Annotated in this window: 20 protein-coding genes and 1 pseudogene; 7 read left to right on the top strand and 14 right to left on the bottom strand. The window is 72.0% G+C overall.

Annotation, left to right across the window (positions count from 1 at the left end; all coding sequences use genetic code 11):
• Nucleotides 1-10: 10 nt before the first annotated feature.
• Nucleotides 11-835, bottom strand: coding sequence for a rhomboid family intramembrane serine protease (locus ACWD3C_RS17930; protein WP_451144916.1), 825 nt, complete (start codon nucleotides 833-835; stop codon nucleotides 11-13).
• Between the two features lie 162 nt (nucleotides 836-997).
• Here ACWD3C_RS17930 and ACWD3C_RS17925 point away from each other — a divergent pair, with 162 nt between their 5' ends.
• On the top strand, nucleotides 998-1,333 hold the full coding sequence (locus ACWD3C_RS17925; RefSeq protein WP_451144914.1) for a hypothetical protein: 336 nt from the start codon (nucleotides 998-1,000) through the stop codon (nucleotides 1,331-1,333).
• A gap of 142 nt (nucleotides 1,334-1,475) precedes the next feature.
• Here the strand turns inward: ACWD3C_RS17925 and ACWD3C_RS17920 are convergent, their stop codons facing one another.
• A complete protein-coding gene (locus ACWD3C_RS17920; RefSeq protein ID WP_451144912.1) occupies nucleotides 1,476-2,576 on the bottom strand; it encodes an FAD-dependent oxidoreductase in 1,101 nt (366 codons plus the stop codon).
• Nucleotides 2,577-2,877: 301 nt separating this feature from the next.
• A complete protein-coding gene (locus ACWD3C_RS17915) occupies nucleotides 2,878-3,840 on the bottom strand; it encodes a DUF4349 domain-containing protein (RefSeq protein ID WP_451144910.1) in 963 nt (320 codons plus the stop codon).
• Nucleotides 3,841-4,033: 193 nt separating this feature from the next.
• Here ACWD3C_RS17915 and hemG point away from each other — a divergent pair, with 193 nt between their 5' ends.
• Both hemG and hemQ read left to right on the top strand, forming a co-directional pair.
• A complete protein-coding gene (gene hemG / locus ACWD3C_RS17910) occupies nucleotides 4,034-5,470 on the top strand; it encodes a protoporphyrinogen oxidase (protein WP_451144908.1) in 1,437 nt (478 codons plus the stop codon).
• A gap of 5 nt (nucleotides 5,471-5,475) precedes the next feature.
• Nucleotides 5,476-6,213 (top strand): hydrogen peroxide-dependent heme synthase, encoded by a 738-nt coding sequence (gene hemQ, locus ACWD3C_RS17905; protein ID WP_451144906.1) that lies wholly within the window; start codon nucleotides 5,476-5,478, stop codon nucleotides 6,211-6,213.
• Nucleotides 6,214-6,236: 23 nt separating this feature from the next.
• On the opposite strand, the gene ACWD3C_RS17900 is transcribed toward hemQ, so the two are convergent.
• From ACWD3C_RS17900 to zapE, 11 genes and pseudogenes are all read right to left on the bottom strand, one after another.
• A complete protein-coding gene (locus ACWD3C_RS17900; RefSeq protein WP_451144904.1) occupies nucleotides 6,237-7,844 on the bottom strand; it encodes an alpha/beta hydrolase in 1,608 nt (535 codons plus the stop codon).
• A gap of 119 nt (nucleotides 7,845-7,963) precedes the next feature.
• A complete protein-coding gene (locus tag ACWD3C_RS17895; RefSeq protein ID WP_451144902.1) occupies nucleotides 7,964-9,379 on the bottom strand; it encodes a DUF692 domain-containing protein in 1,416 nt (471 codons plus the stop codon).
• A gap of 373 nt (nucleotides 9,380-9,752) precedes the next feature.
• On the bottom strand, nucleotides 9,753-10,757 hold the full coding sequence (locus tag ACWD3C_RS17890) for an ArsR/SmtB family transcription factor (RefSeq protein ID WP_451144900.1): 1,005 nt from the start codon (nucleotides 10,755-10,757) through the stop codon (nucleotides 9,753-9,755).
• Between the two features lie 281 nt (nucleotides 10,758-11,038).
• A complete protein-coding gene (locus ACWD3C_RS17885; protein ID WP_451144898.1) occupies nucleotides 11,039-11,785 on the bottom strand; it encodes a peptidyl-tRNA hydrolase in 747 nt (248 codons plus the stop codon).
• Nucleotides 11,786-11,931: 146 nt separating this feature from the next.
• On the bottom strand, nucleotides 11,932-12,114 hold the full coding sequence (locus ACWD3C_RS17880; protein ID WP_451144896.1) for a hypothetical protein: 183 nt from the start codon (nucleotides 12,112-12,114) through the stop codon (nucleotides 11,932-11,934).
• A gap of 34 nt (nucleotides 12,115-12,148) precedes the next feature.
• Nucleotides 12,149-12,997 carry a polysaccharide deacetylase family protein gene (locus ACWD3C_RS17875; RefSeq protein WP_451144894.1) on the bottom strand — a complete coding sequence of 283 codons (849 nt, stop codon included), beginning with the start codon at nucleotides 12,995-12,997 and terminating at the stop codon, nucleotides 12,149-12,151.
• A gap of 159 nt (nucleotides 12,998-13,156) precedes the next feature.
• Nucleotides 13,157-14,665, bottom strand: a complete 1,509-nt coding sequence (locus ACWD3C_RS17870; RefSeq protein WP_451144892.1) for an FAD-dependent oxidoreductase — start codon at nucleotides 14,663-14,665, stop codon at nucleotides 13,157-13,159.
• A gap of 58 nt (nucleotides 14,666-14,723) precedes the next feature.
• Nucleotides 14,724-15,221: a GNAT family N-acetyltransferase gene (locus ACWD3C_RS17865; RefSeq protein ID WP_451144890.1), complete on the bottom strand. Its 498-nt coding sequence runs from the start codon at nucleotides 15,219-15,221 to the stop codon at nucleotides 14,724-14,726.
• A gap of 119 nt (nucleotides 15,222-15,340) precedes the next feature.
• Nucleotides 15,341-16,189: a slipin family protein gene (locus tag ACWD3C_RS17860; RefSeq protein ID WP_451144888.1), complete on the bottom strand. Its 849-nt coding sequence runs from the start codon at nucleotides 16,187-16,189 to the stop codon at nucleotides 15,341-15,343.
• A 132-nt stretch (nucleotides 16,190-16,321) separates the two neighbouring features.
• Nucleotides 16,322-16,520: pseudogene (locus ACWD3C_RS17855) on the bottom strand (carbonic anhydrase); the annotation flags it as partial.
• Between the two features lie 380 nt (nucleotides 16,521-16,900).
• On the bottom strand, nucleotides 16,901-18,013 hold the full coding sequence (zapE, locus tag ACWD3C_RS17850) for a cell division protein ZapE (protein WP_451144886.1): 1,113 nt from the start codon (nucleotides 18,011-18,013) through the stop codon (nucleotides 16,901-16,903).
• Nucleotides 18,014-18,050: 37 nt separating this feature from the next.
• Between zapE and ACWD3C_RS17845 the strand changes: the two genes are divergently transcribed.
• The 4 genes from ACWD3C_RS17845 (at nucleotide 18,051) to msrB (ending at nucleotide 21,526) form a co-directional block, all read left to right on the top strand.
• The gene (locus ACWD3C_RS17845) at nucleotides 18,051-18,824 is read left to right on the top strand and encodes a pyrimidine reductase family protein (protein WP_451144884.1); all 774 of its coding nucleotides are present in this window, start codon (nucleotides 18,051-18,053) and stop codon (nucleotides 18,822-18,824) included.
• A gap of 200 nt (nucleotides 18,825-19,024) precedes the next feature.
• On the top strand, nucleotides 19,025-19,498 hold the full coding sequence (locus tag ACWD3C_RS17840) for an indole-3-glycerol phosphate synthase (RefSeq protein ID WP_451144882.1): 474 nt from the start codon (nucleotides 19,025-19,027) through the stop codon (nucleotides 19,496-19,498).
• Nucleotides 19,499-19,716: 218 nt separating this feature from the next.
• Nucleotides 19,717-21,105: a UDP-N-acetylmuramate--L-alanine ligase gene (murC, locus tag ACWD3C_RS17835; protein ID WP_451144880.1), complete on the top strand. Its 1,389-nt coding sequence runs from the start codon at nucleotides 19,717-19,719 to the stop codon at nucleotides 21,103-21,105.
• A gap of 13 nt (nucleotides 21,106-21,118) precedes the next feature.
• Complete coding sequence (msrB, locus tag ACWD3C_RS17830) at nucleotides 21,119-21,526, top strand: peptide-methionine (R)-S-oxide reductase MsrB (protein ID WP_451144878.1); 408 nt, start codon at nucleotides 21,119-21,121, stop codon at nucleotides 21,524-21,526.
• Nucleotides 21,527-21,533: the final 7 nt, after the last annotated feature.

Raw genomic sequence — 21,533 nt, 5'->3', positions numbered from 1 at the left:
GCTCTGACGTTCACCCCTGCCAACCGGGCCGCGCCTGCCTGCCCCACAGCGGGCCGCGCGGCTCGGGTGGCGGCGGGGTACCCGGGCGCAGCGGCCAGGCCAGCAGCATGCCCGCCAGGAAGCCGACGACATGGGCCGCGTACGCCACGGTCCCGGCGTCGGAGACGCCCTCGCCCGACGAGTACACCGCCTGCAGCACGAACCAGAAGCCCAGCACCATCCACGCGGGCAACCGCAGCGGCAGGAAGATCAGGAACGGGACCAGCACCCAGACCCTGACCTTCGGATACAGCACCAGATACGCGCCGAGCACCCCGGCGATCGCCCCGGACGCCCCGATCAGCGGGGAGCCGGAGTCGTCGTTGAGGAGCGCGTAGCCGTATGTGGCCGCGTAGCCGCAGGCCAGGTAGAACAGCGCGTACCGCACATGCCCCAGCCGGTCCTCGATGTTGTTGCCGAAGATCAGCAGGAAGAGCATGTTGCCGAGCAGGTGCAGCCAGCCGCCGTGCAGGAACATCGCGGTGAAGACGGACAGCGGCGGCGACTTGTCGTAGCCCGGCTCGCTCACCACACAGCCCGGACCCTGCGGGCCGACGGCGACCTCGCCCGTGGGCACCAGCCGCGGCATCTGCTGATGGATCAGCTCCTGGGGCACCGCCGCGTAGCGGTCGAGGAACGCCTCCAGGTGGCACAGCTGCGACAGCTGGCTGTCGCCCGCCACCGAACCGGCCAGACCGGGTGTGAAGAGGAAGACGAGGACGTTGGCGGCGATCAGCGTGTACGTCACATAGGGCGTGCTGCGTACGGGGTTCGCGTCATGGACGGGGATGACCACAAGGAACTACTGCCCTCGATCCAGGGGCGGAACCCGCGTGCGGAGGGGTGGGGGCGCCACGGCATGCGCCGATGCGCCCCCGGAGCGGTGAACATGGTCGACTTCCGATGCGTATGTGTCCTCAACCGCGCGTGATGCGAGGAACTACGTGAGGAACAGGCGATGAACGACCGAGTTACTCCTCAGATGCACGCCACGCCCGACGGCGAGGCGGAACTCACCCTGGTGGTACGCCTGCCCTGGGAGGACGTCGCCCGGCTCGGCCAGGAGGCCGGCCGGCTCGCCGCCCAGACGCAGCGCCCCGTGACCCTCGACGAGGCCGTCAGCCACCGGCTGCGCTCGGCACGGGCGGCTGCCGCTCATGCCAAGCCCGGTGCGTCGGCTGAGCAGCCGCCCGCCGTTTCTTCCAACGCCTCCGCCTCGGTGTCGTCGCTGCCTGCGCGGCCGCCGGCGGAGCAGGCTCGGCAGGCCATAGAGAGGATCAACGGGACGGCGTAGCTCCGCCGGTTGGGCAGGGGGCGCCGTGGGGGTGCGGTCAGGTTTTGGGTGCAGGTTCGTTGTGGCTGGTCGCGCCCACGCGGCGGAGCCGTACATGTCACAGCCCCGCGCCCCTCAAGGGCGCGGCTGCCCTGCACGTTCGTTAAGAGGCGCCCTTGCGGACCGCCGCTACCGCCTTTCTCGCCGCCACCAGTACCGGGTCCCATACCGGGGAGAACGGGGGCGCGTAGCCCAGGTCCAGGGCTGTCATCTGTTCCACCGTCATGCCTGCTGTGAGGGCGACCGCTGCGATGTCGACGCGTTTGGCGGCGCCCTCGCGGCCGACGATCTGGACGCCCAGGAGGCGGCCGGTGCGGCGTTCGGCGAGCATTTTCACGGTCATGGGAGAGGCGCTCGGGTAATAGCCCGCGCGACTTGTCGACTCGATGGTGACCGTTTCGTACTGGAGGCCGACTCGTTGGGCGTCCTTCTCGCGGAGGCCGGTGCGGGCGATCTCCAGGTCGCAGACCTTGCTGACGGGGGTGCCGACGACGCCGGGGAAGGTGGCGTAGCCGCCGCCGGCGTTGGTGCCGATGACCTGGCCGTGTTTGTTGGCGTGGGTGCCGAGGGCGATGTAGCGCTCGCGGCCGGAGACGAGGTCGAGGACCTCGACGCAGTCGCCGCCGGCCCAGATGTTCTCGTGGCCGCGCACACGCATGGCGAGGTCGGTGAGCAGGCCGTCGTGTTCGCCCAGGGGGAGGCCCGCCGCTTTGGCGAGCGTGGTCTCCGGGCGTACGCCGATGCCGAGGACGACCACGTCCGCCGGGTACTCGGCGTGTTCCGTGGCGACCGCGCGGACCCGGCCGTCGTCGCCGGTGAGGAGCTTGGTGACCTCGGCGTCGTTGACCATGGTGATGCCGAGGTCCTCCATGGCCCGGTGCACCAGGCGGCCCATGTCGGGGTCGAGCGTGGACATGGGTTCCTTGCCGCGGTTGACGACCGCCACCTCGTAGCCCCGGTTCATGAGCGCCTCGGCCATCTCCACGCCGATGTAGCCCGCGCCGACGACCACCGCCCGGCGGCCCCGCGTGGCGGCCAGCGTGTCGAGGAGCGCCTGACCGTCGTCGAGGGTCTGCACGCCGTGCACCCCGGGCGCGTCGACGCCCGCGAGCGGCGGGCGGAGCGGGCGTGCGCCGGTGGCGATGACGAGCTTGTCGTACGGCGTCCAGGACTCGGCCCCGGACTCGACGTCCCGCACGCGCACGCCCACTCAATACGATTCGCCCACTGCGGGTGACGCCTGTGTTACTGTCGGTGCGCCCGGTCGGCGTCAGTCAAGCCGTTCGGGTCTACCGCCGGGCTGGCGGGATGTCAGGTCTGTGGAGCTGGTGTAAGACCGATGGGCGGCACTCCGTCCCTTGCCGTTTATTCGGGTCGGCGGCTGTCGATGAAGCAGAAAACTCTTCCCGTGAGGGGAGAATCCCCCGCTTCAGCCGGGGGAGAGGCCAAGCCCATGGGAACACGCTGTGCGGGCCCGATATTTCGGGCCCGCCTGGTGTATGTGCTCACTCCCCCTCACCCGGGGGCGGCGGGGCCGCCGGAAGCGAGCCCGTGGTGCCCGTGGCGGCGGCCGCCGGGCGCGGCTGCCGGGAGCGCATGAAGCGCACCCAGAGCAGCAGGAGAAGGGCGGTGGCCGCCGCGAACGGGAGCACCGCGGCGAGCGCCATCCCGAGCCAGCGGAACATCGTCACGAACGCGCCCCAGCCGCCCGCGAGCGCGTCCAGGAACCCCGGGTCCTCGTCCTTCTCGGTCTTCTTCACCGGGGTCTCGGACAGGGACAGCGTGATGGTGGCGAGGCTGGTGCGGTCCTTCAGGGAGGCCTGCTGGGCGAGCAGCGACTCCAGGTCGGCCTGACGGCGGCTCAACTCGCCTTCCAGGGTGACCACATCGCTGAGCTTGGTCGCCTGGTCCATCAGCTCGCGGACCCGGGCCACGCTGGCCTGCTGCGACTTGATGCGGCTCTCCACGTCGACGACCTGGTCCGTGACGTCCTGTGCCCTGGCCTCGCGCTCGACGAGCTTGCCCGCGCCCTCCAACTCGGCGAGGACCTCGTCGTACTCCGCGGTGGGCACGCGCAGGACGACACGTGTGCGCTCGCGGCCCCTGCCGTCGCGGGTGGTGGACTCGTTGCCGACGAACCCGCCCGCGTTCTCCACGGTGGTGCGGGCCTCGTCCAGGGCCTTCGGCACGTCCTTGACCTGCACGGTCAGCGAGGCGGTGCGGATGATGTGGCTCTTGGTGAGATCGACCGGCGTGGAGTCGCCGCCGCTCTCCCTGCCGTCACTGTCCGCGGCACCCTGCCTGCTCGCGGCCTCGTCCTGCCGGGCCTCCGCGGCGGCGCCGCTGCCGCTGGCGGAGGAGTCGTCGGCGGCGCGGCTGCACCCCGTGAGCGCGAGCGCGGAGGCGAGGAACAGGGCGGCCAGGACGTGCGTCGGCCTCCCGGAACGTCGTAGGTGCGTAAGGGCCATGGCGGATTACCCCCGAGGGTCGTCGTGACGGACGCTCCTTCGACGCCGGAGCGGGCCGGGACGTTGGCCGGATCCGGTTCCGAAGAGGTCACGGTCGGGACTCGGCGAGGCCACCGGGCAGGGCCGCTCGGCAGGGCCCTCGCAGGGCCATATGGCCCGTGGGACTGTCGGTGGCGTCTGAGAAGGTGGAGACATGAGCGGATCACGTACGGGTGCGGGCCATGTCGTCGTCATCGGGGCCGGAATCGCGGGGCTGGCCGCCGCGCACCGATTGCTGGACCGGTACACGCGCGTGACCGTCCTGGAAGCCTCGGACCGCGTCGGCGGCAAGCTGCTGCCGGGTGAGATCGCGGGCGCACGGGTGGACTTCGGCGCCGAGTCGATGCTGGCCCGGCGCCCCGAGGCGGTCGGCCTCGCGCGGGAGGCCGGCCTCGCCGAGCGCCTCCAGACCCCGGCGACCGCCACGGCCTCGATCTGGACCCGGGGCGCCCTCCGCCCCATGCCCAAGGGCCACGTCATGGGCGTCCCCGGCACCGCCTCCGCCCTCTCCGGCGTCCTCTCCGACGAAGGCCTCGCCCGCATCGAGCGCGACGCCGAGCTGCCCCGCACCGAGGTCGGCGACGACGTGGCGGTGGGCGAGTACGTCGCCGCCCGCCTCGGCCGCGAGGTCGTCGACCGCCTGGTCGAGCCCCTCCTGGGCGGCGTCTACGCGGGCGACGCGTACCGCATCTCGATGCGCTCGGCCGTCCCCCAGCTCTTCCAGGCGGCCCGCACCCACGCCTCCCTGACCGAGGCCGTCCGCGAGATCCAGGCCAACGCGGCGGCCGCTCAGCAGACCGGGCCGGTCTTCATGGGCATCGAGGGCGGAGTGGGCCAACTGCCGCTCGCCGTCGCGGAGTCGGTGCGGGCGAGGGGCGGCGAGATTCACTTCGACCGCCCGGTCCGTAGTCTGCGCCGTACGTCCGAGGGCTGGGAGATCGGCCTCGACGAGCACGTGGTGGCGGCGGACGCCGTCGTCGTCGCCCTGCCCGCGCCGCAGGCCGCCCGTCTGCTGTCCGCCGAGTCCCCGGCCGCCGCGGCCGAGCTGCGCGCCGTCGAGTACGCCTCCATGGCCCTGATCACCCTCGCCTACCGCCGCGCCGACGTCACCCTCCCCGAGGGCAGCGGCTTCCTCGTGCCGCCGGTCGACGGGCGCACCATCAAGGCGTCGACCTTCGCGTCCCAGAAGTGGGGCTGGATCGCCGAGGAGAACCCCGACCTGCTCGTCCTGCGGACCTCCGTCGGACGGCACGGCGAGACGGAGATCCTCGGCCACGACGACGCCCACCTGGTGGACGTCTCGCGCCACGACCTGCGCGAGGCCACCGGCCTGGACGCGGCCCCCGTCGAGACCCGGGTCACCCGCTGGCACGACGGTCTGCCCCAGTACCCCGTCGGCCACCACGCGCGCGTGGCCCGCATCCGCGAGCACATCGCGAAGCTGCCGGAACTGGCCGTGTGCGGGGCCGCGTACGACGGGGTCGGCATCCCGGCGTGCATCGCGAGCGCGTACGCCGCCGTGGACCGGCTGGGTGTGGAGGAGGTCACTTCGAACCCGGTGCGGAGCCGGCACCACGGAGCAGGAGAATAAGGAACATGAGCGACGACACCCCCACCACCGGCCCCGACAGGATCCCGAACAAGGGCAAGCTGGCCAAGGACCTCAACGAGGTCATCCGTTACACCCTGTGGTCCGTCTTCCAGCTGAAGGACGTGCTTCCCGATGACGCTGCGCGCGCCGGTTACGCCGACGAGGTCCAGGGGCTCTTCGACCAGCTCGCCGCCAAGGACGTGACCATCCGCGGCACCTACGACGTGTCGGGCCTGCGTGCCGACGCCGACCTCATGATCTGGTGGCACGCCGAGACCAGCGACCAGCTCCAGGAGGCGTACAACCTCTTCCGCCGCACAAAGCTGGGCCGCGCGCTCACGCCCGTGTGGTCGAACATGGCGCTGCACCGCCCCGCCGAGTTCAACCGCTCGCACATCCCCGCGTTCCTCGCCGACGAGACGCCCCGGAACTACATCAGCGTCTACCCGTTCGTGCGCTCGTACGACTGGTACCTGCTGCCCGACGAGGACCGCCGCCGGATGCTCGCCGACCACGGCAAGATGGCCCGCGGCTTCCCGGACGTGCGGGCCAACACGGTCGCCTCGTTCTCCCTCGGCGACTACGAGTGGCTCCTGGCCTTCGAGGCCGACGAGCTCTACCGCATCGTCGACCTCATGCGCCATCTGCGCGCCTCCGAGGCCCGCATGCACGTCCGCGAGGAGGTCCCGTTCTTCACGGGCCGCCGCAAGGACATCGCCGAGCTGGTCGCCGGCCTGGCCTGATCAAGTTTCTGATCAGTTCCTGATCAGCGGAGGTGCCGGGTGGCCTTCCCCGCGGGGGCACGGTCGCCCGGCGCCGCCGGCCTCGGCTCCGGGCGACCCGTGCAGGCCGCGCGCCGCACCGGGAGGCGGCCCTGAAGCAGGTACGCCTCCACGTAGCCGTTGACGCACTTGTTGGGCCCGCCGCCGATCCCGTGCGTCCCCGTGTCCCGCTCGGTCACCAGCACGGAACCCCACAGCCGCCGGTGCAGTTCGAGGGCCCCTTCGTACGGTGTCGCCGCGTCCCGCTCGGCCGCCAGGATCAGCGTCGGCGGCAGCTCACCCGGCCCGGTGCGCACGTCGAGCGGTTGCTGCCGGGGCACGGACCAGTAGGCGCACGGCAGGTTCATCCACACGTTGTCCCACGTCTCGAACGGCGCCGTGCGCGCGAGCCGCGTGTTGTCGCGGTCCCAGACCCGGAAGTCCGTCGGCCAGGGGGCGTCATTGCACTCGACGGCCGTGTAGACCGCTTTGCCGTTCTCCTGTTCGGCGGCGGCCTCCGGGTGCGGGCCCGCCTGCTGGACCAGCGGCTCCGGGTCGCCCTTCAGATACGCGGACAGCGCCAGGGCGCGCTGCGGCCAGTAGTCGTCGTAGTACCCGGCCTGCAGGAACGCGTTCTGCAGCTGCCCCGGCCCGACCTTGCCACCCGCCGGCTCGGCGGCGAGCCGCGCGCGGGCCCTGTCGTAACTCCGGAGCACCGCCTCCGGGGTGTTCCCCAGCCCGTAGACCGTGTCGTGCTTGGCGATCCACGTACGGAAGTCCGTCCAGCGGTCCTCGAACGCGGCCGACTGGTCGAGGTTGTTGCGGTACCAGATCTGGTCGGGCCTCGGGTCCACCGCCGAGTCGAAGACCATACGGCGCACATGCGAGGGGAACAGGGTCGCGTACAGCGCGCCGATGTACGTCCCGTACGACGCCCCCATGAACGTCAGCCTCTGCTCGCCGAGCGCGGCCCGCAGCACGTCCAGGTCGCGGGCGTTGTTCAGCGAGTGGAAGTGCCGCAGCCCGCTGCCGCCGCGCTGCGCACACCCGCGCGCGTACGCCTTCGCCCGCGCGATGCGCTCCTTCTTGTACGACTCCGAAGGGTGCGTCGGCGCCGGCGAGGGGCCCTTCTGGAGCTGCTCGGGGTCCTGGCACGACAGCGGGGCCGACCGGCCCACCCCGCGCGGGGCGTAGCCGATCAGGTCGTACGCGGCCGCGATGCGCTTCCACTCGGGGATGTAGCCGATGAGCGGGAAGTACATGCCGGAGGCGCCCGGCCCACCGGGGTTGTAGACGAGGGCGCCCTGCCGCGCGACCTTCTCGCCGGAGGGGCTCTTGCCTTTCGCCTTCACCCGGCTGACCGTCAGTTTGATCTGCTTGCCGTCCGGTTGCGCGTAGTCGAGCGGAACCGTCACCGTGCCGCACCGCAGGCTGCTCGGGAGCTCCATCTCCTTCGGGCACGCCCCGAAACGGATCCCCTCGACCGCGGCCCGCTCGGCGGCGACGGCGACCCCGGCGGCCTCCGGCCGGATGGTGTCACCGCCCGCGGGGGCGGCGGCGAGCGCGGTCAGAAGCAGGGACCCGACGGTCCCGTGGAGAACGGCAACTCTCATCGAGCATCCCTTCAGCGCACAACAGCAGCAAAAGGGATGTTTCGTTCGGGGTCGACTGAAGTAAAGCACCGCTGGCGGGTGTCGGCGTCCAAAGCTCCCGTGCGCCTCTGAATTCCGGATCAGTGCGGCGCGCCCCTGAGGGGGCGCGGGGCTGTGACATGTGCGGCTCCGCCGCGTGGGCGCGACCAGCCACCCACAACCCGCAGCCACCGACCCACAGCACCCCTACGGCGCCCCCCACCCAACCAGCGGCGCGTCGGGGCGGGGCCGGAGCGGTACAGCCACCACGCGCGCAGCCGCCGCCGGGCCTCGGCGTCCTCCGGGAGCCCGGCGAGCAGCAGGTGCTCGGCGAAGGTCAGCGCGTCACGGCGGTAGCCGCCGGTCATCGGGTGCCCGTGCGCGTACCCGAGGAAGGCCGGGCGGTACGACTCCCCGAGGATCTCCGGCAGTTCCGGCGCCACCTTCGCCACGACGTCCGCCCGCTTGGCGTCCAGCGCCCGCGCCTGCACGCCCAGCCGCACCCGGTCGAACCCTTCGGGCACGGGAGTCCCGGCGACGAGCGCCGAGAGCAGCGCGGCCTGCGTGAGGGCGAGGCGCTGGCGTGCGGGGTCGGTGACCGTGGCGGACTCCTGCGGCCGTACGGTCGAGGCGTGCTCCTCGGCCCCGGTACGGCGACCGCCGCCCGCCTCGGCTCCCGCCCGCTCCACCGTTTCCCGGATCGCCGCCAACTCCCGCTCCAGCTCGGCCGGTTCGGGGAAGTTCTCGTCGCGTTCCAGGAGGACGCCGGGCGGGGTCACCCGGGAGGCCAGGTCGGCGAGGATGTCGAGGACCGGCTGCGGGACGGGGTGGGCGTGGCTGTCGTGCCAGACGCCGTCGCGCTCGAAGCCGCCCGCGACATGGACGTACGCGATGGCCTCGACCGGCAGTCCGTCGAGGGCCTTGGCCGGGTCCTCGCCCCGGTTGACGTGGTTGGTGTGCAGGTTCGCCACGTCGATGAGGAGCCGGACGCCGGTGCGGTCGGCCAGCTCGTACAGGAACTGTCCCTCCGTCATCTCCTCGCCCGGCCAGGAGATGAGGGCCGCGATGTTCTCGACGGCGAGCGGTACGGGCAGGGCGTCCTGGGCGATACGGACGTTCTCGCACAGCACGTCGAGGGCGTCGCGGGTGCGGGCGACCGGGAGCAGGTGCCCGGCCTCCAGGAGCGGGGACGCGGTCAGCGGTCCGCCCGCCCGTACGAACGCGATGTGCTCCGTGACCAGCGGCGAACCGAGGGACTCGGCCCGCTCCGCCAGCGCGGTGAGCCGGGGCTCGGCGGGCCGTTCCGCGCCGCCGAGCCCGAGCGAGACGCCGTGCGGTACGACCGTGACGCCCCGCTCGCGCAGCCGCCTCAGCGAGTCGGGCAGGTGCCCGGGGCACACGTTCTCCGCCACGACCTCGACCCAGTCGACGCGGCCGGTACCGGCCATGCGCTCCACGGCGTCCGCCATCTCCGGCCGCCACCCGATGCCCGCCCCCAGGCTCCCCGGTCGCTTCATCGTCGCCCCCTCCTCCGTCACGGCTCCACCAGGACCCGTGCCTCGTCTCCCGACGACGGCCCCGTGTTCCGGCGTGACGGAGTCATGGCCCCGGCTGCCCGGGCCGAATCCCTTCGGGGGAACCTTCAGAGCAACATTTGAGGTTCGGGCCCGCTCCCATGTCGGGAGCGGGGCCCGGGCGGATCAGGATCAGGACGGGTCGAGCCGGATCGAGTTGTACGGGGTGAGGCGGATCCGGCCTCTGGCTCCGCGGCGGCGCCGAGCGTCGTGCTCCGGCGTCGCCCTGTGTCCCTTGATCCCCGTTTCCCGGCCCCCGTTCGTGCCCGAGGCTGTCGCTGTCCCGCGAACCCCCGCCACACGTTGAAGCTGTGGCTCAAACGTCGAGCGGCGTGCTCAGCGGGCTGTTGAGGAGGGCGAGCCCCGCGGGTGTGATGGTGTGCAGCACGGACTTGCTGTGGCGCACGCTCAGCAGCAGGCCGGCCCGGCGCAGGACGGCGGTGTGCTGGCTCGCGGCGGCCCCGGAGATGCCGAGCCGCTGCGCGAGTTCGCCGGTCGTACGGCCGGACACGACGTCCTCCAGGATGGCGGCCCGGGTACGGCCGACCAGGGCGCCCAGCTCGGCGCCCCGTTCCGTGACACCGCGTCCCCGGGCCCAGCCGAGGGTGTGCCGGATCGGGTAGACGAGGACCGGAGGCAGCTCGGGGGAGGCGAGCGTGACGGGTCTCCGGTTGCAGAAGAAGGAGGGCTGGAGCAGCAGCCCCCGCCCGTCGAGCCGCAGTTCACGGTCGACCGGGTAGTCGGCCTCCAGCACGGGCGGCTGCCAGCGCAGGAGGGGGCGGAAGCCCGCGAGCAGCCCCTCGGTGCCTCCGGCCAGCACTGCCCGGGTGCGCATGGCGTGGTCGGCGTCCACCTGTGCCCGGATGGTCGGCCAGAAGGGGGCGAGCGCGTGCCGGTGGTACAGGTGCAGGGCGGCGCCCAGCCGGCGGAGGGTCTCCGGGTCGCCCTCGGCCAGGGCGCGGGTCCACGATGGCAGCGGACGTAATCGCTCCGGGCGGGCGGCGAGTCGGGCGAGATCGCCGCGCAGCGTGGTCCGGGGCGTTCTGAGTACGGTGTCGACCGCGCTCTCCAGGTCGTAGGAGCCGCACAGGTCGGGGGTGAGGAAGTCCGGTGAGTAGCCGCGCGGCGGCAGCAGCGCGGCGAGCGTTCGGCCGGCCGGGAGCAGCCGCGGCCGGATCAGGCGCCGCCACTCGCCGAACGCCGGGGCGTTCTCCTGCGTGATCAGCGTCTGGAAGCTGTTGGCGATCTCCCAGAGGGGGTCGGGCGCGGCGGCGACACGGACACGTGCGATGTCCTCGGGAGTGAAGTGCACCCGAAGCATGGGATCTCCGATGGTGGTCGGTCATCGGGCGGGTGGTGGTACCCCACGACAGTCGCTGAGCGCGACGGGGATGAACAAGGCGCTAATCGGTCGCCTGTTCGATGCTGTGGTGGCTCGCTAGGTCACGGCCATGTTCATGCTGCTTGAGGCTGGCGGTGGAATGACCGCCTCGGAAGCCACTTTCCGGTCAGGTGGACTCTTGCGGCTGTTATCGGCACAGAAGGCCTGAACCGTACCCCTCGACGGCCTCCGCCTCCCCGGACGCGGACCCTCAACCCGCTTCAGCGCCGCAGCGCCGGATGGTCCGCCACCACCGTGATGGAGTTCGGGGCGATCTCCGTGAACCCCGCGTCACGGACCAACGGGAGCCCGGAGGTGGTGAGTCGGCGCCAGTGGGTGTGGTCGGGGGAGGTGCGCACGGAGAGGGGGAAGGCGGCGTCGCGCCAGGCGGCGCGGTCCTCGTCGGGCAGCTCCCACCAGGCCAGTTGGGCGCCGTGGCCCGCCTGGGCCATGGCCTTGCCGGCGGACATGTCCAGGTCCGGGCTCATCCACAGGACCGGTGCGGTCGGGTCGGCGTCGACCGGCGGCTCCGGGTCGTCGAGGTCGGTGCCGGAGACCTGGAGACGGGCGAGGTCCTTGGGCCAGCCGTCGAGGGGGACGGGCGGGAAGGCGCGTACCTCCGCCGACTTGCCCGTGACGGTGATGCCGGGCAGCGCCCCGGCCCGGCGCCACTCGGCACCCCGGGCGCGGCGGACGACCTTGCGGATGCGGGCGTCCTGCCAGTCCCGCATCGCCTGCGCCCACTCCCCGTCGCCGACGGAACGCTCGTCGCTCAGCATGACCAGGACCGCACGGGCCGCCGTCTCCAGGGCGTCGGTACGAGCCGGGGGAGCGGCCCGCTCGATCCGTGCGACCAGGGGCAGCACGAACTGCGGGGCCGCGTCGCGCGTGCTGCGCCCGGCGCGGAAGGGGCTGTCGTTCACGGTGTCTTTCGCGGTGTCGTTCGAGGCGGTCGGGTCACTCGTCACGCCCCCAGTCTGCCAGGCGGAAGATCCGTTTCACCGCGTGCGGTCGTATGCCTGTACGAGACGCGACATCGGCCGCGCCCACCGTGACCCGCGCACTCGCCGGGGCCCACGCGCTGACCGTGGCCCGCGTGCCCACCGCCCGCCGGTCAGCCCGAGCAGGCCGTGCGCTGTGCCTCCAGCCACTCGCACTTCGGGCACAGCGTGATCCCCTTGTGCGACTCCGGGTACTCGGTCGGCTCCTGGCAGAGCACGCAGTCGGCGGAGGGCGGACCGTCGGCCGTCGGCGGTGCCGTGTCCGCGGAGGGCTCCGTGCCGCAGTAGTCGCTCATACGACCAGCGTAAAGCGGACGCGAGGCGCCCCCCTCACCGCGCCGAACCGATCAGCTCGGACACCTTCACGAACCGGAAACCCCGCTTCCGCAGCTCCGGCACGATCGTCCGCACCGCCCGCTCGGTCGCCGGAGCCGCGCTGCGGGTGCAGTGCATGACCACCACGGACCCCGGCCGCACCCCGTCCAGCACGTCCCGCGCCACCGCGTCCGCGTCCGTCGCGAACGCGTCCCCGCTCACCACGTCCCACTGCACGGCGGTGACGCCGGAGGCGGCGAGCGCCTTGAGGGCCCGCCGGTCGTAACACCCGCCGGGGAAGCGGAAGTACGGCATGGCCTGCCGTACCCCTGCCTCCCGGAAGGCGGTGTACGCCCGCTCCACATCCGCCCGCATCCGGTCCTCCGTCACGGTCGGCAGCCCGTAGCAGTCGTCCGTGAAGGCGTAGTGGCTGTACGAGTGGTTGGCGACCTCGAAGAGCGGGTCCCGCCCGATGGAACGGGCCTGGGCCGGGTACTCCTCCGCCCAACGCCCCGTCATGAAGACCGTCGCCGGAACCTTCAGGCTCCGCAGCGTCGAGATCAGCCGCGGGTTGTCGAAGCGCTCACCCGCCGCGGCCCTCGGCCCCTGGTCCGCGGTCATGTCCGCGTCGAAGGTGAGCGCGACCGTCTTGTCCTGCGTCCGCGGCGCGCGCTCGAACACGGGCGTCAGCCCGGCGGGGCCGGGCGCGAGCGTGGGCGGGCGGGAGGGCGGCGGGGCCACCACCGAAGGGCGGGTGGCGGTGCGAGGGGCGTCGGGGGTCCCACAGGCGGCGAGGACGCCCAGCGCGCCGAGGGCGCAGAGGGAAACGGCGCGGCGCGCTGATCGTCGTACAGGAGTGATCACCGGATGAACGTAAGGGCAGGAAAGGTGTGAATGGGGCATTGGTGGGTGCGCGGTCACCCGCCTGGCCCCGGGGTCACCCGCTCCCGGCCGGAGGCGTCAGCCGTCTCTCTTCCCCCGGCCGCCGTACGGTCGCAGCGCGCCCCTCCCCCGAGGCGACGCTCACATCTCCCGCTGCTCCAACGGCCGGGTCGCCGGCCCCTGGATGACCTTGCCGTCGACGTCGAAGCGGGAGCCGTGGCAGGGGCACTCCCAGGCACGTTCGGCGGAGTTGAAGGCGACGAGACAGCCCAGGTGGGTGCAGCGGGCGGACAGCGCGTTCAGGTGACCGTCGTCGTCGCGGTGGACGGCGACCCGCTCACCGTGGGCGCGTACGACGTCACCCTGGCCCGGAGCGATGTCCTCGACGGAGTCGGGGAGGTGGAGCCGGTCGCCGACGAAGTGCCGTACGACGTGGGCCTGATGGCGCAGGAAGGCGGGCGCCTCGCGTACGGTCGACCGCAGCCGGCGCGGGTCGTACAGGTCGGCCCACGGTGGCCGTTCGCCCGCGATCAGGGCGGCGAGCAGCCGCCCGGCCATGATGCCGCCGCTGATGCCCCAGCCGCCGAAGCCGGTCGCCACGTAGGTGTGACGGGCGGCCGGGTGCAACGGGCCGACGAGCGGAACGGTGTCCGTCGGGTCGTTGTCCTGTGTGGCCCAGCCGTAGGTGAGGTTGACGGCCGGGAAGTGCTCCGTGGCCCAGTCGGTGAGCCGCTCGAACCGTTCCAGGGTGTCGCCGGTGCCCGGGGCGAAGTGCTCGCCGGTGACGATCAGCAGCCGCTTGCCGTCCTCGTACGGGGCGGTGCGGACCGAACGGATGCCGTCCTCGGGGGTGATGTACATGCCGTCGGGATCGCGCTCGGCCGCCATCGCCCCGGCGACGACCAGCTCGCGGCGCGGGGAGAGCCTGGTGAAGAGCAGGGCCCGGTCGAAGACCGGGTAGTGCGTGGCGACGACGACGTCCCGGGCTGAGACGGTGGTCCCCATCTCGGTCGACACCGTGCACGGCTCGACCTCGTCCAGCCCGAGGACGGGAGTGTGCTCGTGGATCCGCCCGCCGTGCGCGAGCAGGTCGTCGACGAGCGCGAGCAGATACTTCCGGGGATGGAACTGCGCCTGTCCGTCGACCCGCACGGCCCCCGCGACCGGATACGGCAGCCCGGTGCCGGTCACGAACCGCGCGGCAAGCCCGGCCTCCCGGGCGGCCTCGGCCTCGGCGCGGACTTCACCGACGCGCTCCGGGGACCGGACGTACGTGTACGCGCTCCTCCGCTCCCACTCGCACTCCATGCCCAGCTCGTCCACGATCCCGGCGGCCCGCTCGACCGCCTCGCTCTGCGATCGCGCGTACAGCCGCGCCCCGTCGGCGCCCCGGGTCCGCCGCAGCCGGTCGTACACGAGCGTGTGCAGCGCGGTCACCTTGGCGGTCGTCCGCCCCGTCACCCCACCGGCGACCCGCCCCGCCTCCAGCACCGCCACGCTCCGCCCGGCCCGCGCCAGCTCCCACGCCGTACTGAGCCCCGCGATCCCCGCGCCCACCACGGCCACGTCGACGTCCAGATCCTCGTCCAGCGGGCGGTACGCGGTGCCGGGCGCCGTCTCCGTCCAGTACGAACCCCGGTTCCTGTCCATGCGGGCCGGGTACCCCGGGGGCGGGCGGGTAGCCGGGCACGGGGCTCGACGACGCGAATCACTGGCCGGAGCCGCTCCAGAGGACCTCGTCCTCCACCGTCACGTCGGTCGCGGCCAGGCCCAGTGCCCGCGCGATGCCGATCGAGGCCTCGTGTCGCGGATGGATGTGCGCGCTCAGGGCGCCCACCCCGTGCGCACGCAGCCAGTCCGCCATGCCGAGCGCACCCTCACGCCCGTAGCCCCGGCCCTGGTGGTCGACACCGACGACCCACGCGAGCTCGGCCTCCATCCGGTCCGCCGCCGTGTGGCGCAGCGTGGCCTGGACGGTGCCGACGAGCTGCCCGTCCGCCGACCGGCGCAGCATCCAGTTCAGCCAGCCGTGCCTGCCGTCCGGGGATCGCCCGGCCGACTGCCGACGGTACTTCGCCTCCAGCTCTTCGAGCGTGCACGGCGTACCGCCGGTCCAGGTGTGCAGCCGTATGTCGTCGAAGACCGCGAAGGCCTCACGTGCGTGTGCGACACGGAGCGGCTCCAGCCGAAGCCGCTGCGTCGTCATGGGAGTGGCGGTCGGCCACCCGTTCTCGATGCCCAACTTCCCTCCAGGGCGGACATGGTGACCGCCCGTGTGTGGCACGCACGCGGCGCCGCGTGAACCACGCGTGGGGAAGACGTCACTCAGCCGGACTGGAGCTGGGCCGGTGCGGCGTCCGGTGTCTGTTGCGCCGGCTGTGCCGACTCGTCCGACTGGGCCGGTTGTACCTGTTGTACCTGGGCCCGTTCCAGGAAGCGCAGGAGTTCCACCGGGAAGGGCAGGACGAGCGTGGAGTTCTTCTCGGCCGCGACCGCCACCACCGTTTGCAGCAGCCGGAGCTGGAGGGCGGCGGGCTGACTGGACATCACCCCGGCGGCCTCCGACAGCTTCTTCGACGCCTGGAACTCGGCGTCCGCGTTGATGATGCGGGCCCGGCGCTCACGGTTGGCCTCGGCCTGGCGGGCCATCGAGCGCTTCATCGTGTCAGGGAGGGACACGTCCTTGATCTCGACCCGGTCGACATGCACGCCCCAGCCCACGGCCGGGCTGTCGATCATCAGCTCCAGGCCCTGGTTGAGCTTCTCGCGGTTCGACAGCAGGTCGTCGAGGTCGCTCTTGCCGATGATCGAGCGGAGGGAGGTCTGAGCCATCTGCGAGACGGCGAACCGGTAGTCCTCGACCCGGACGAGCGCGCTCGCCGCGTCGACGACCTTGAAGTACACCACCGCGTCCACCCGCACGGTCACGTTGTCGCGGGTGATGCCCTCCTGGGCCGGTACCGGCAGCGTGACGATCTGCATGTTGACCTTGTGCATGTGGTCCACGATCGGAACCACCATGTTGAAGCCCGGCAGACGTGGCTCACCGAGCAGCCGCCCGAGCCGGAACACCACCCCGCGCTCGTACTGCTTCACGATCCGTGCCGCCGCCGCGACGTACAGCAGCCCGGCGGAACCGGCCGCCGCGACGACCGTCAGCAGCTCCTGGACCATGACGACCCCCTTCCGGGCCGGGCATATCGGTCACGAATAACACGATATGCCCGGCCGGGTGCTGTGGTCGAGGGTGACCAGAGCCCCCAGGCTTTCGACCAGGGCTTTTCGACCACAGTCCCCGAGGAGGGTCACGCACGGGTACGAGCGCAGCCGCAGCAGCTGGGTGAGGACGTGGTTCCGCACGGCGTCGGCGACGGCCGGGTCCTCAACCGCCCCCTGCGGGCGTGGAGTCGCCTGGTTCAGCCAGTCGCGTACGGCGTACGGCAGGTACGGCGGTCAGGTCGTCGCCGCGGACGAGCGCACCGACGGCACCGCAGTGCGAGTGGCCGCGCGCCTCGATCAGCGCGTCGGTGATGGATGAGAACGGAAACGTGGGGGAACCGTGCTCGGCTCAGCGGCGGAACACCTGCAACGCCGCAGGTGAGTGGGGTGCCGAGGATCTCGCCGCGGGACCGTACGCGTCGGCGGGAGCGGCGGGTTCGAGCCCGGCCGTGGGATCACGGACCAGCTCGGAGCGCTCGGGCTCGTCGAGAGCCGACTCCTCGTCGCGGGTCCGGTGGCGAGTGGAGGGCTGGACCTCGACCTTCTTGGGTGCTTGGTCACCACAGGAGACGGTTTCTTCCTCGTGGGCGGAAGCGAACGCCTCGGTGAAACGGGACGGGGGAGGGCGGCGAAATGTCGCCGGTGGTCTTCGGCCTCTCCCCGTGGCTACGCGTGCTCCACGAGGCCCTTGGCGTCGCGGGCGAGGGCGGTGAGGCGGGAGATCGCGCGGAAGTACTTCTTGCGGTAGCCGCCCTTCAGCATCTCCTCGCTGAACAGCTGGTCGAAGGGCAGCCCCGAGGCCAGCACGGGCACTTCACGGTCGTACAGCCGGTCGGCGAGGACGACGAGCCGCAGGGCGGTGGACTGGTCCGGAATCGGTTGCACGTCGGTCAGGCACACCGCCCGGACTCCGTCCGTGAGGGCGCCGTAGCGGCTGGGGTGGACGCGGGCGAGGTGGTCGAGCAGATGCGGGAAGTCGTCGAGGGCGGCGCCCTCGGTGGCGTACGCGGCCTTCGTGACCTGTTCGTCGGAGAACGGCGCCGGGGCCTCGGGCAGACCGCGGTGGCGGTAGTCCTCGCCGTCGATGCGCAGGGCGCGGAAGCGGGCGGACAGCCCCTGGATCTCGCGCAGGAAGTCGGCCGCCGCGAACCGGCCCTCGCCGAGCTTGCCCGGCAGCGTGTTCGAGGTGGCGGCCAGCGCCACGCCCGCGTCGACCAGCTTGCCGAGGAGGGTCGAGACGAGGACGGTGTCGCCCGGGTCGTCCAGTTCGAACTCGTCGATGCACAGCAGACGATGGCCGGAAAGCGTCTGGACCGTCTTCTGGAAGCCCAGGGCGCCGACCAGGTTCGTCAGTTCCACGAAGGTGCCGAAGGCCTTCAGCGAGGGCTCGGCCGGGGTCGCGTGCCAGAGGGAGGCGAGCAGGTGGGTCTTGCCGACCCCGTAGCCGCCGTCGAGGTAGACGCCGCGCGGGCCGGCGGGGGTCTTCCTGGCCGCAGCCCTGCCGAAGCCGAAGAACCCGCGCCTGCCGGCCGCGCCGCTCGCGTGTGCGCCGTCGAGACCTGCCGCGAAGCCGCTCAGGACGCGGACGGCCTCGGTCTGGCTGGGCTGGTTCGGGTCCGGGATGTACGTGTCGAAGCGCACCGAGTCGAAGCGCGGCGGCGGCACCATCTCGGCGACGAGCCGGTCCGCGGGGACATGGGGCTCGCGGGCGCACAGCGAGAGGGGAGCCGCTTCCGGTATACGGGCGGTTCCGGACACGGTGGTGTTGGACGACGACACGGTTACCCACTCTAAGGGCCGTGCCACACTGCACGACATGCGACGCCTGTTCCCTGTGACCGAACGAACACAGTCCCGCGAGGGGGCCGCCGACCGAGAGTGGAGTCTGGAGGAGCTGGCGGACGCGTACGCCTACCCCTCGGCGCGTGAGCCCTGGCTGCGCGCCAACATGGTGTCCACCCTCGACGGGGCCGCGCAGCACGACGGGCGTTCACAGCCCATCTCCAGCGCGACCGACATGCGGATCTTCGGCACGCTGCGGGCGCTCGCGGACGTGGTGCTCGTGGGTGCGGAAACGGTACGTCAGGAGGGTTATCGTCCGGCACGCGCGCGTGAGGGCTTCGCGGCGATGCGGGAGGCGGCCGGGCAGGGGCCCGCGCCCGCCATCGCCGTGGTGAGCGCCGGCCTGGACCTGGACTTCTCGCTGCCGCTGTTCACCTCGCCCCTGGTGCCGACGCTGCTGCTGACCGGCGCCGCCGTGGCCCCCGAGCGGGTCGCCACCGCCGAGAAGGCGGGTGTGCGGGTCGTCGTCGCCGGGGACGGCATGGGCGTCGACCCCGCCCGGGCCGTACGCGCCCTCGCCGGCCTGGGGCACACCCGGCTGCTCACGGAGGGCGGACCGCGGCTGCTCGGGCAGCTGGTGGCGTCGGGGGTCCTGGACGAGTTGTGCCTGACGGTGGCGCCGATGCTCACGGCGGGGGACGCGCAGCGGATCGCCGGGGGACCGGCGGTGGTCGTACCGAAGCGGTTCGAACTCGTGTCCTTGCTGGAGGAGGAGGGGTTTCTGTTCAGCCGGTACCGGCAGGGCTGAGGGCGCTGTGGCGGCCGGGGCGAAAGTGGACTTCGATGGTGGAAGTGGGCGGAATCTTCCGTTCCGTTTCGCTCTCGGTGGGCAGACTAGGACACGCAGTCCCCGTGCGGTCACGGGGCAGGATGGTTTCCGCAGGGTCCGGTGCGGCCCGCGGAGGAGTGAGGGCCCACGCGGTCCTCTTCAGGAGAAGGGCGCCTGTCGTGTTCACGAGCGTATTGATGATCGAGAAGGCCCTGACGTCCGCCGACGTGGAGTTCGTCACCACGCTGCACGGTGACGAGCCGGTCTCCTTCCACGTGCTGCTCCAGCCTCGCGGCGACCAGGCCGACCGCTTGCTGCGGGCCATCGACGACGTCGCCCTCGGCGAGCTGGACGAGGCGGTCCGCGAGCACGAGACACCCGAGGGGGAGGAGGCCAAGAGCGAGGGGGAGCGGGCGCTGGAGGTGTCGCTGGTCGCGCTGCGGGCGTCGGGCAGTGGGGCGGAGGGGCGGCTGATCGAGGATCATCCGCTGGATGTGCTGAAGTCGCTGGTCGAGGAGGTCGGGGCGGACGAGGTGATCGTGCTGACCGATCCGCATTACGTGGAGGAGTTCTTCCACCGGGACTGGGCGTCGAGGGCTCGGCACAAGGTGGGGGTGCCGGTGCTGAAGCTGTTCTCGCACGCGAAGTCTTGAACGGTGGCGTTCCACTGGGCTGGGCTGTGGGCGCCGTGGGGGCGGGGGGTGTTCGTTGGCTGCGGGTTTGTTGTGGCTGCTCGCGCCCACGCGGCGGAGCCGCATATGTCACAGCCCCGCGCCCCTTAGCGCGCCCAACTGGGCCATGGCAATAGGGTGGGCCCCGCGTCCCCCGGGGCGCGGATCGTCGTCGTATCGGAACTTGGGGAGAAACACGCATGGCACCCGGCCTTCCTACCGCCATGGACCGACCGCACTTCATCGGGATCGGCGGGGCCGGAATGTCGGGGATCGCGAAGATCCTCGCGCAGCGCGGTGCCAAGGTGGCGGGCAGTGACGCGAAGGAGTCCGCGACGGCCGAGGCGCTGCGGGCGCTGGGGGCGACGGTGCACATCGGGCACGCGGCGGAGCACCTGGCCGAGGACGCGACCTGTGTGGTCGTGTCGTCCGCGATCCGGGGCGACAACCCGGAGCTCGCCCGCGCGGCGGAACTCGGCATCCCGGTCGTCCACCGTTCGGACGCCCTCGCCCGCCTGATGGACCGGCTCCGCCCGGTCGCGGTGGCCGGTACGCACGGCAAGACGACCACGACGTCGATGCTGGCGGTGTCGCTGACCGAGCTGGGGCTGAACCCGTCGTACGCCATCGGCGGTGACCTCGACGTGCCCGGCTCCAACGCCCTGCACGGCGAGGGAGAGATCTTCGTCGCCGAGGCGGACGAAAGCGACCGGAGCTTCCACAAGTACGCGCCCGAGGTGGCGATCGTCCTCAACGTCGAGCTGGACCACCACGCCAACTACGCCTCCATGGACGAGATCTACGAGTCCTTCGAGACGTTCGCGGGCCGGATCGTGCCCGGTGGCACGCTGGTGATCTCGGCGGACCACGAGGGTGCGCGGGAGCTGACCCGTCGGGTCGAGGGCGTCCGGGTGGTGACGTACGGGGAGGCGGAGGACGCCGTCGTACGGGTGCTGTCCGTCGTCCCGCAGGGGCTGAAGAGCGAGGTCACGGTGGTGCTGGACGGGGCCGAGCTGACGTTCACGGTCTCGGTCCCCGGCCGCCACTACGCGCACAACGCCGTGGCCGCGCTGGCGGCGGGCGCGGCGCTCGGAGTCCCGGCGGCGGAGCTGGCCCCGGCGCTGGCGGCGTACACCGGGGTGAAGCGGCGCCTCCAGCTGAAGGGCGAGGCGGCCGGAGTCCAGGTCATCGATTCGTACGCGCATCACCCGACCGAGATGACGGCCGACCTGGAGGCCATGCGGGCGGCCGCGGGCGACGCGCGCATCCTCGTCGTCTTCCAGCCGCACCTGTTCTCGCGCACGCAGGAACTGGGCGTGGAGATGGGGCAGTCCCTGGCCCTGGCGGACCAGTCGGTGGTGCTGGACATCTACCCGGCGCGCGAGGACCCGATCCCGGGGGTCACGAGTGAGCTGATCATCGACGCGGCGCGGGCGGCGGGCGCGGACGTGACGGCCGTCCACCACAAGGCGGAGGTCCCGTCGCTGGTCGCGGGAATGTCGAAGCCGGGGGATCTGGTTCTCACCATGGGCGCGGGGGACGTGACCGACCTGGGCCCGCTCATCCTGGACCACCTGCAGTCGAAGTGAGGGGCTGAGCTTCATGTCGTACGACGTCGAAAAGCCGGACGAGCAGTGGCGCGCGGAGCTGACCCCGGCCGAGTACGCGGTCCTGCGCCAGGCCGGCACGGAGCCCGCCTTCGTCGGTGAGTACACCGACACCAAGGCCAAGGGCGTCTACTCCTGCCGCGCCTGCGGGGCCGAACTCTTCACCTCCGACACGAAGTTCGAGTCCCACTGCGGGTGGCCGAGCTTCTTCGACCCGAAGGACACCGGCGCGGTCGAACTCCTGCAGGACCGCTCGCACGGGATGGTGCGCACCGAGGTGCGGTGCGCCCGCTGCGGGTCGCATCTTGGGCACGTGTTCGAGGGGGAGGGGTATCCGACCCCGACCGATCAGCGGTACTGCATCAACAGCATTTCGCTGCGGTTGACGGCTGACGAGAGCTGAGCCGGAG

It is taken from the genome of Streptomyces sp. NPDC002845 (assembly GCF_053591955.1).
Note: the sequence above shows the minus strand (reverse complement) of the source record. Positions and strands in the feature narration are given on the sequence as shown.